This is a genomic window from Candidatus Mycoplasma haematohominis, from assembly GCF_902712995.1.
GTDB classification, from domain to species: Bacteria; Bacillota_I; Bacilli_A; order Mycoplasmatales; family Mycoplasmoidaceae; genus Eperythrozoon_B; species Eperythrozoon_B haematohominis.
This window is the reverse complement of sequence record NZ_CACTIB010000034.1, coordinates 1-4,151: the sequence shown is the minus strand read 5'-3', so window position 1 is coordinate 4,151 and position 4,151 is coordinate 1. Positions and strand designations below refer to the sequence as shown.

The following is a 4,151-nucleotide window of genomic DNA, read 5'->3' as shown; positions in this document are numbered from 1 at the left end:
TTCCGGCTTATCATAGAGTGTCTTGAAACCCAAGTCGCCATCTGTTGCTTCTTTTCCTATGCCTTCAATTTCCGATTTTCCATCTTCACCTTTTCTTTTATAAAAAGCTTTGGCTTGTCTTTCCCAAAATTTTTGATTTTCTCTATCATTTGCAGATATAAAAATTGTGCTCTTGTTTTTGCCAGATTTATCCTTATACTCTTCCTCTTCTCCTGCCTCCTTTATAGTTTTAGGTCTCCTTCCTTCGATAGAACAGAAAGTTCAAATATCTTTTTCATACTGAGTTTTATTTGTATCTTGTGAGTCGGGATGCACATCATTCTTTGTAACTTTTTTTGTATACGCATCACTGCAAGCCTCTTTAATCTTTTCAAGACTATTAACAGTTGTCTGTTTAAATTCAGTGCTAAATTCACTATCTTTTCCAGATTTATGCTTTTCAAATCTTTCTTTTCATCAAGAATCATTCCTATTATCAGAAGCATCCATAAAATGAAATTGGAAGTCTGCTCCAAACTTCCCTGAAGTAGGATTTTGTATATGAATAGGCTCTTTTCCAAACAAAGTACTTACTCCATAACCTCCAACTGCTGCTAAAGCCAAAACACTGCCTCCTACAGCTGCTTTTATTGGAATAGACATAAAAAATTATTAAACCGCTATTTTAGTCACAAAACAAACTTTTTTAAATCTTCCAAACTCCTGCTTATTTTGATCATCTGCATCATTGTAAACAACATTCTTTTTGGATTCACATCATGCTTTTGTGTAATCATAAATTTCTTTTGCTTCTTGTTCTGTTGGTGGAGTATCGCCTTGTAACTTATCTACTTTAGTACTTTCTGGAGCACTTACCATTGTGTTCTGCTTTAGTGCCGAACTTATTTGAATAAGTTGTTTCGCTTGAAGAAACCATCTTTGGCTTCGCTTCAAATATTGAACAGAAAGTTCAAATATTCTCTTCATAATGATCCTTACTTGAAAAATCTGTTTCTTTAAAAGAATTTTTACAAACCTGATTTAAAGTTTTATTGTCAGTGCCAAAAGATTTATCTATCTTATCTTTTTTGAAACTTGAATATCTGCTTGCATCTTCGGTTGCCTTATTCTTGCTTCACTTATTAAATAAAGCAGATCATACGTCTTTATTCTTAGAACTATCAGGATCTAGAAGATATATACCATACTTGCGACCAAAAGAATTTTCATCTGCGTATGTCTTTTCAAAATCGGATGAATAAGCCAGAAGTCTAGTTTCAGTATCAATTAAGTTGTCATATATTAAATAACCTCCTCCGCACAAAACTCCTGTTGCTAATGCGGCTGCAGATGCAACTTTGGCTACTGACATCTATTCTTGTTTACCTTGAAGGGAACAAAACATTAGGGTATATTTATCGTTATTTGTATCGGAACCTTCTTTATATCTTTTTTCACAAGTATCTTTTAATGCTTTAACTGTTCTCTCATTTTCTTGCTTTTCATATAGTTCTTTGAAATCTGAACTACCAGTTTGACTTCTCTTTCCTAACCCATCAACTTCTTGTTTGCCATCACTACTTTTTCTTTTGTGAAAAGCTCTAGCTTGTCTTTCTCAAAATTTTTCGTTTCCTTTATCGTGAATTGAAACTAAAAGTGTGCTTTTTGTTTTTCCTATTTTGGTATCTGTGTAACCGTTCTTATCTTCTTCTCCAGCTTCCTTTATAGTCCTAGGTTTAAATCCATCAATGGAACAAAAGTCTCAGATATCTTTTTCGTAATTAGCTTTTGTATTATCTGAATCTGTATTTGGATGTACATCTGTTTTTGTCGCCTTCTCCGTATAAACCTTCTTGCACGCTTCCTTTAACTTCTCAAAACCTGTAATTGCTGTCTTCTTAAATTCATTACTTGAATTAGTATCATCGCCACTTTTAAGCTTTTCAAATCTAGTTTGTCATCAAGAATCATTCTTATCATCTGATGCATCCATGAAGTGAAATTGAAAATCTTCTCCAAACTTATCAGTCGTAGCGCTTTGTATATGAATAGGCTCTTTCCCAAACATAGTTGATACTCCATAACCTCCTCCAACTGTCAATACAACAACTCCTGCCCCTACTGCTGCTTTAGTTAGATCCATAATAATTTCTCCAGGCTTTTAATTAGAACCATAATATACGTACAAATATACCTTTTAATAAAAATATTTACAGTTATGTAGAAATAATTAATTAAAGAAAAATTGTCTAATTACTAAAAACTAATACTAAGTAATTATTGAGCTCTGCCCTTATATAAGACCTGAACTCCACACCAGAAACCTTTTCCTTGAGCAGGTTGATGTGTATATCAGGTGTAATCTTCTACATATTCAAGAGAGCAAGTTAAACCTTTAGATGTTCTTGATTCTCTTACTTGCGATTTCAAATTATTTCTTACATATTCTTCTGCTTTCATAGGTTTTGTACAGAAATATGCTGCTTCAAAGAAACTATCTACTTTCAGACCTGAAGAAGGATTAGTTGCTCCAGAGAGGAAATATTTAGAAAGCGGAAAGCTTTTTATTTCAGGAGATTTATTAAGTTCTGCTCTGCATCTTTCTTTAAATACTCCTATATGTGAATCAGTTACATCACTTTCTTCTTTTATCTCCTTAATACTATTTGAATCTCCTATTAGTTTCCTTAAGTCATCTTCACCGAAGAAAGATTGTTTTTCTCAATATTTGTAATCTGTATCTTTAGTTCCCTTAGTAAATCATCCTCCAGCTATTACTTGCCTTCAAATAGCATCATCATTAGTATTCTCTGTATTTAACAAAGTAAAGCCATTTCTTTTTAATAGGTCTCCATTGCTCTGTACTACAGTACATCACTTAATTAACTTCTCTAATTCTTCTTGATCCTTAAAGTCAAAAGGTTTTGCTAGAGCCTGTTCACAATCTTTTTTGTGCTTATTTATTTCTGAAGTTTTTGGATCTTTAGTTCAAGTAATTGTGAAATCTATGTCTTTTCCTTCTTCAGGTTTTACTTTTCCTTTAGCAATTACTTTCTGTTCTAAATTAAATCCAGAGCTTCCATTAAATAAATCATTTGATTTTCTACTTAGAGTATTTAGATGAGGATCTAATTCATGTATTAAAGAAAATTTGGATAATTTTCAGCATAAACTTCACTAGTCAAATTCTCAGTAATGTGTTTTCATGCTGGCATATTTCATAGAACACTAATTCCATAAGTTGTTGCCCCTGCAGCCATAAAAACACCAGCAGCTGCGGATGCTTTTACCAGATCCATTAACTAACTTCTTTTTTCTCTAATGCGCAAAATTTAAAGACATTATCTTTTGTAGCGGTTGGTTTATTTCCTTCTTGTGTTGCTTTCAAAGAATAAGCTTCTTTACAAGTTTCTCTTATATTTCCTTGTTCGCCTTTATTTTTAGACAAATACAATTTGTGAAATAAAGAATCATTTGTTGCGTTTAATCCATTTCCAGCACCCGCTTGATCTTTTTCTCCAAAAAACTCTTTATTTCTTGTTTCTCAGAAAGTATCATTACCTTTAATACCAACTAATTTAGTTGCATGAGTTTTGCCGTAAGTACCATCTTCCTTGTAAATACCTTTTTCAACTTCATCGATACTTTTTGGAGTCTCTCCAAAGAAAGAACAATACTTTCAAAGGTCATTTTTTAAATTTTGTTTATCATTGCTAGAGTCACTAGCTTCCTTGGTAATATCTTTCTTTTCTTGGTCATAAACTTTTTTACAAATCTTATTTAAAGACTTCTCTTCATCCCCAGTAGTTTTATCTTTTGGTTGATATGCAGACTTAATTTCGTTTTTTCCAAAACTAGAACTTAATATCGCCCCTTCTTTTTCGATATTCTCTTTTCATCTCCTAAAAGACCATTCCCATCACTTTTGATTGTTATTTTTGTCTTTGCCAAAAGGAGAAATTAAGTAATCTCCATATAAATTGCCTATTTTTGTGTCCTCTGTAACTGTTGTTGAATCCTTAGACAAAACAACAAAATTTACTGGCATAGCATCTGAAGAAACAGCGTTATAAATTCCATAACTAGTCCCAGCTGTCAAAACAGTTGCGCCACCTCCAACTACTGCTGCTTTAAGTAATGACATAATTTTTTATTCCAAAGAACTTTTTAAC

Annotated in this window: 6 protein-coding genes and 1 pseudogene; all 7 read right to left on the bottom strand. The window is 32.5% G+C overall.

Annotated features, from left to right (window positions below; translation table 4 throughout):
• Positions 1–642, bottom strand: a pseudogene (locus H6411_RS05780) (hypothetical protein); the annotation flags it as partial.
• A gap of 9 nt (positions 643–651) precedes the next feature.
• On the bottom strand, positions 652–858 hold the full coding sequence (locus H6411_RS05775) for a hypothetical protein (protein ID WP_216083703.1): 207 nt from the start codon (positions 856–858) through the stop codon (positions 652–654).
• Positions 833–1,351 (bottom strand): hypothetical protein, encoded by a 519-nt coding sequence (locus H6411_RS05770; protein ID WP_216083702.1) that lies wholly within the window; start codon positions 1,349–1,351, stop codon positions 833–835. The genes H6411_RS05775 and H6411_RS05770 overlap by 26 nt, the downstream gene beginning before the upstream one ends.
• Positions 1,352–2,122 (bottom strand): hypothetical protein, encoded by a 771-nt coding sequence (locus H6411_RS05765; RefSeq protein WP_216083701.1) that lies wholly within the window; start codon positions 2,120–2,122, stop codon positions 1,352–1,354. It abuts the gene before it with no gap.
• Between the two features lie 134 nt (positions 2,123–2,256).
• Positions 2,257–2,802, bottom strand: coding sequence for a hypothetical protein (locus H6411_RS05760; RefSeq protein ID WP_216083700.1), 546 nt, complete (start codon positions 2,800–2,802; stop codon positions 2,257–2,259).
• Between the two features lie 317 nt (positions 2,803–3,119).
• A complete protein-coding gene (locus H6411_RS05755) occupies positions 3,120–3,278 on the bottom strand; it encodes a hypothetical protein (protein WP_216083699.1) in 159 nt (52 codons plus the stop codon).
• On the bottom strand, positions 3,278–4,123 hold the full coding sequence (locus tag H6411_RS05750) for a hypothetical protein (protein WP_216083698.1): 846 nt from the start codon (positions 4,121–4,123) through the stop codon (positions 3,278–3,280). Before H6411_RS05750 ends, H6411_RS05755 begins: the two co-directional genes overlap by 1 nt.
• Between the last annotated feature and the right edge of the window lie 28 nt (positions 4,124–4,151).